Raw genomic sequence first — 4,714 nt, forward strand, 5'->3', positions numbered from 1 at the left:
ATACCCTTATGATAGATTATTGTCGTTTGAGGAGCTTGTTTCCAGTGCGAATGAGCAAATCCAGGGGTATCAGGATATTGTCGTGGCCGAATCCTTTTCGGGCCCGATAGCTGTTTTCTTAATCGGGACGGGCAGACTAAAGACCAAAGGGCTTGTCCTCTGTGCAACATTTGCTGTTGCTCCACGGCAAGGAATGCTGAAGATGCTACGCTATATGCCTCTTGAAAGAATTTCCAATCTTCCATTTCAACGAATAATATTGCGGTTTGTTCTTGGTAACCGTAACGACGTAGATGCTCTTTTCCCTCTGTGGCAACGCATAAAGACAAAGGTGCCAGCAAAAGTTCTGGCTCATAGAATGAAAATGTTAGCCGACATCGATGTCCGCCGTTGGCTTCCAAACCTATCTACCCCATGCTGCTATTTACAGGCCACCAGAGATCGAGTCATTCCACCATCGTCTGTCCATGAGTTTACCCAAGTAATACCTGACCTCAGGATATACAAGGTAGAAGCACCGCATTTTATTTTTCAAGCTGAGCCAGAAGCTTCGGCTACTGTTATAAAGGAATTTATAAATATCATAACCATCTGATCCAGCCGGCCATGAACTGCCGGTACCCTTCACAAAGGTTATGAATAAACATTGTGCCGATACCGGTAGACATATATAACAGGACTGCTTTCTTCCTGAAGCCCGTGATTAAGCCCCTTCATAGCCCTTACCGACTTTTTGTTGGCAATGATGAGTCTGAGCGAACGCGATGACCTTCAAGCCCGGCGGATAACAGAACCGCCTAATTAAACTTGGTGAGTACATCCAAGGCCTATTTCGTATTATACGCAGCGAGACTTCTCCAAGACGGGCTTTTTGACCTCTTTTTGTTGATTCTCTACGGGTGTCGGGTGTACAATCGGAGAAAATGTATAATGAGTATAAAAGAAGTAGTTAGGCCTTGATGGAATGAATGAACTTACCGTTGCAGTGGTGGCATTATCCATCGGCTTTGTTCTTGGCCTATATTATAGCCGTTATCGAACGCACGCCTTTCAGAACCGAGGTGAGGTAAGGCTGTCCCGCGCGTTGAAAATGAGGTTTATTCCACCGGACTATCATCTCCTCAACCATATAACGCTTCGCCTGAGGGATGAAACCACTCAAATCGACCACGTGTTGGTTTCCCGGTTCGGGGTATTTGTTATTGAGACCAAAGACTACAAGGGCTGGATCTTCGCCGGCCCAAATGACCGCTATTGGACACAGGTGCTATATCGCGCTAAGTTCAGATTCCAGAACCCTATACGCCAGAATTACAAACATGTTCGTGCCATTCAGGAGCTTTTAGAGTTTTTACCTGCTGACGCCATTCGCCCAGTCGTTGTCTTTGCCGGGAATGCAAAGTTCAAAACGACCATCCCAGACGGGGTGTTCTCATTAGACGGGTTCCTTGACCATCTTGAGAGTCTTACAACGAAGGTAATGTCAATCGATCGTGTCCACTTCTGTGTGGGCCGCCTGGAGACGGCCCGTCTTTCAATTACAAAGGAAACCGATATTGAGCATATTCAGAGACTGCGACACAGATACCGTAACGATGAGTAGGGAGCCCCATCCAAACGAGAGGGCCTAACATATCGTTGCAGCGGAAGCGGCATAAACCGTCGCGGCGCTTAACTCTTCCGTTACTCTCTTTCAGTCGGTAATAATTGCTTTTGTGAAACCACTCATTGTGCGACTTTGTAGGTAAAGCCGCAATGCCTAATGTGACGTCCACTTAGGTGGCTGGAGAAGACTGCAACGACTAGTAATAATATGATATCAATGAGTTAAATAGACTACAATATGCGGATAGCCTCACCCCGACTGAGGCGAGCGCGCTGCAATCAACGCTTGAAAATGGCGGAGTATATTATTAGAATGAAGGTCATGGATCATCTGCTCGAATTTGCCGTTCACTGTGCCCGCGAATCGGGGAAGATTCAACGCAAGAATTATGAGAAACATTTTGAGATACACCACAAAGGGGAAATCAATCTCGTAACGGACGTGGATTTCGCCTGTCAGGAGCGTATCATAAAGCTCATACGCCAAAGCTTTCCCCAGGACCATATCATCAGCGAGGAAAAATCGAATCGTTTTGACGGGACACAGAACAGGTGGATCGTCGATCCCCTTGACGGCACCACGAACTATGCGCACGGCTATCCGTTCTTTTGTACTTCAATCGCCTACGAGGTGAAGGGAGAAGTTGTGCTCGGCGTGGTCTATAACCCGATCTTCAAGGAACTCTTCACCGGCCGAAAAGGACGCGGGGCGTATCTCAACGGCAGACGGCTTAACGTATCGGGCATACGAACCCTCAAGAACTCTCTCTTAAGCACCGGTTTTCCCTACGACATCGTGACAAGCAAGGACAACAACATCGACCATTTTATCAATTTTCTGTACCACGCGCAGGCGGTGAGAAGGGACGGCTCCGCGGCGCTCAATTTGAGCTATGTGGCCGCCGGGAGATTTGACGGATACTGGGAATTGAAACTCAATTCATGGGACATGGCCGCAGGGGCGCTCATCGTCCGTGAAGCCGGGGGGCGCATCACCAATCTGCGCGGCGGCAGATTCGACATTTACAAAAATGATGTTATCGCCACAAACGGACTGATCCATGCGCAGATGGTGAAGATTCTCAAAAAGAAGACGCCGTAAATTATATCCAAGGGGTCATCACATGAAAGAGTATTCGATCGACGATATAAAGACTATTTTGAGACCCAAACTCGGGCAGGACGTTCCTTTGCTTCTCTTCAGAATTCTCAGAATCATTGGCATGAGGCAGATTCTCGGGGAGACTTCAGGCGCGACACTGTACATGGTCGGCAAGCAGGTGGGAAATTTGATCGGCGCCAAAGACCTCGAAGATTTTAGGGCAAAGATAATGGAGCTCAAAGTGGGCATACCGGAAGTCCAAATTGTTGACGAAGACCATCTGACCGTAAAGCTCTACGAGTGTATCACCTGCGCCGGTTTCGCCTATACCGGAGAGATGTTTTGCGATATGGAAAGCGGCATTATTGCGGGCCTTATCGAGACCATATACGAAAAGAAGGCAAAATCCAGGCAGACCAAAAGCTGGTCCGTGGGGTTTAATTACTGCGAGTTCGAGATATTTCTCTACTGACAGAACATGGCCCATAAAAAGAACCCTTACGAAACCAGACTGCGAGAGCTTGAGGTAACGCTCGAAGAAGAGAGGGGTATCTCGAAAGCGCGCAACACCCTGCTTGAAGCGAACATCAAGGAACTCGATACGATCTATGAAGTGCTCAATGAGAAGCTTAAATCCCTGCGCAGCAAGGACGAGAGAATCAAGGGTTTTGAAGCGGAACTCGTAAGGGCGAACAAACTTTCCGCTTTAGGTGAGCTCGCAGGCTCCATCGCCCACGAAATCAAGAACCCGCTCATATCAATACAGGGCTTCGCCAAGAGGATAAGAAAGACAAAAGATACGGTGAGAATCAACGAATATGCAAAGCTCATCGATGAGGAAGCCGGCAGGCTCACCAACGTGCTGGCCAAGCTTCTCAATTTCTCTAGAATGGATGAACCGAAGAAAGAACGTCTGGAGCTTGCCCGTCTCGTCGACGATACGGTCCTCTTTATGGAACACCATCTCACACGTTTCAAGAACGTGGCCGTAAGCGTAGAGAAGCAAAAAAAGCCTGCCTATGTCGATATTGACAGGATCCATATCCAGCAGACATTAGTCAATCTCATGAATAACGCGGCGGCTGCCATGCCGCATGGCGGCACAATCTCCATCAAGTCAGGCATTGAGGACCGTCGCGGCTATATTGCGATACGTGATGAAGGCGAAGGCATACGTCCGGAGATTCTCGATAAAATCTTCGAGCCTTTTTTTACTACAAAACCCAAGGGCGAAGGAACGGGCCTCGGTCTCTCACTCAGCAAAAGACTCGTGGAGGCAAATGGCGGCACTATCGAGATCGATACCAGGCCTGGCGAGGGTAGCACCTTCAAACTCACCTTCCCCCTCGTCCCTTAGAGCTTAAGGTATTGTGGTTTCAGCGAAGCGCAAACGAATTGTGTACTGCACCTCGCCGATTAGAAATTTCTGGTCGCAGTTTCAGCGAAACAAGAGCGAATTGCATACTCGTGCTCGTCAATTAGCGTTTGAGGTCCCGGTTTCAGCGAAGCGCAAACGAATTGTATACTCCTCGACGATACCGGAATTTCCGGCCTCTACTGGAAATTCCGGTGTGGATAGGACCACGGCCTGGAGTGGAAAGATGAATATGCGATGGGCTGACGTGTCGCGTTGACCGGAAACTATACTGTATGTATGTTGGAGGTCGCGCGGCGCGGCAGAACTCTTGAGAGGCGCTTTCCCGATCAGGCCGTGGCCCGAACACAAAAACACAGGGTTGGATTTTCTCAGAACTCCCACTTCATGCCGTCATACGCTGCTATAACGCGTATACCCGTCTCATCGCTCAAACGCTCTGCAATGCGCTCGGGCCCTTCCTCAACCATCTTGAAACCGAAATGCGTAAGAATCGCCGCCCGGGGCCTGACCCGGTTCACGATCGTCCTCACGTCATCCACCGCAAGATGATCGATGATCTCGTGATTCTCAATGGGGGTCGACCGCAGCACATTAATAATGAGGTAGTCCGCCCGATAGTGGTCCGGCAG

Annotated in this window: 6 protein-coding genes; 5 read left to right on the top strand and 1 reads right to left on the bottom strand. The window is 49.0% G+C overall.

Translation table 11 applies throughout. The features are described from left to right. The 5 genes from VMT62_11105 to VMT62_11125 form a co-directional block, all read left to right on the top strand. Positions 1–595: alpha/beta hydrolase (locus VMT62_11105; GenBank protein HVN96969.1), on the top strand; the 595-nt coding region annotated here is incomplete at its 5' end. Between the two features lie 369 nt (positions 596–964). Next, positions 965–1,603 (top strand): nuclease-related domain-containing protein, encoded by a 639-nt coding sequence (locus tag VMT62_11110; protein ID HVN96970.1) that lies wholly within the window; start codon positions 965–967, stop codon positions 1,601–1,603. Positions 1,604–1,927: 324 nt separating this feature from the next. Beyond that, positions 1,928–2,707, top strand: coding sequence for an inositol monophosphatase family protein (locus VMT62_11115; GenBank protein HVN96971.1), 780 nt, complete (start codon positions 1,928–1,930; stop codon positions 2,705–2,707). A gap of 22 nt (positions 2,708–2,729) precedes the next feature. Continuing rightward, positions 2,730–3,179 carry a V4R domain-containing protein gene (locus VMT62_11120; GenBank protein ID HVN96972.1) on the top strand — a complete coding sequence of 150 codons (450 nt, stop codon included), beginning with the start codon at positions 2,730–2,732 and terminating at the stop codon, positions 3,177–3,179. A 6-nt stretch (positions 3,180–3,185) separates the two neighbouring features. Next, positions 3,186–4,064: an ATP-binding protein gene (locus VMT62_11125; GenBank protein HVN96973.1), complete on the top strand. Its 879-nt coding sequence runs from the start codon at positions 3,186–3,188 to the stop codon at positions 4,062–4,064. 389 nt (positions 4,065–4,453) lie between these two features. Here the strand turns inward: VMT62_11125 and VMT62_11130 are convergent. Beyond that, a partial coding sequence (locus tag VMT62_11130) for a hypothetical protein (protein ID HVN96974.1) occupies positions 4,454–4,714 on the bottom strand: 261 nt, incomplete at its 5' end.

The organism is Syntrophorhabdaceae bacterium, assembly GCA_035541755.1.
Classification (GTDB): Bacteria; Desulfobacterota; Syntrophorhabdia; order Syntrophorhabdales; family Syntrophorhabdaceae; genus PNOF01.

Coding starts and splice junctions, on each gene's coding strand:
- VMT62_11125 (HVN96973.1), top strand. CDS start 3,186: ATGGCCCATAAAAAGAACCCTTACGAAACCAGACTGCGAGAGCTTGAG.
- VMT62_11115 (HVN96971.1), top strand. CDS start 1,928: ATGGATCATCTGCTCGAATTTGCCGTTCACTGTGCCCGCGAATCGGGG.
- VMT62_11120 (HVN96972.1), top strand. CDS start 2,730: ATGAAAGAGTATTCGATCGACGATATAAAGACTATTTTGAGACCCAAA.
- VMT62_11110 (HVN96970.1), top strand. CDS start 965: ATGAATGAACTTACCGTTGCAGTGGTGGCATTATCCATCGGCTTTGTT.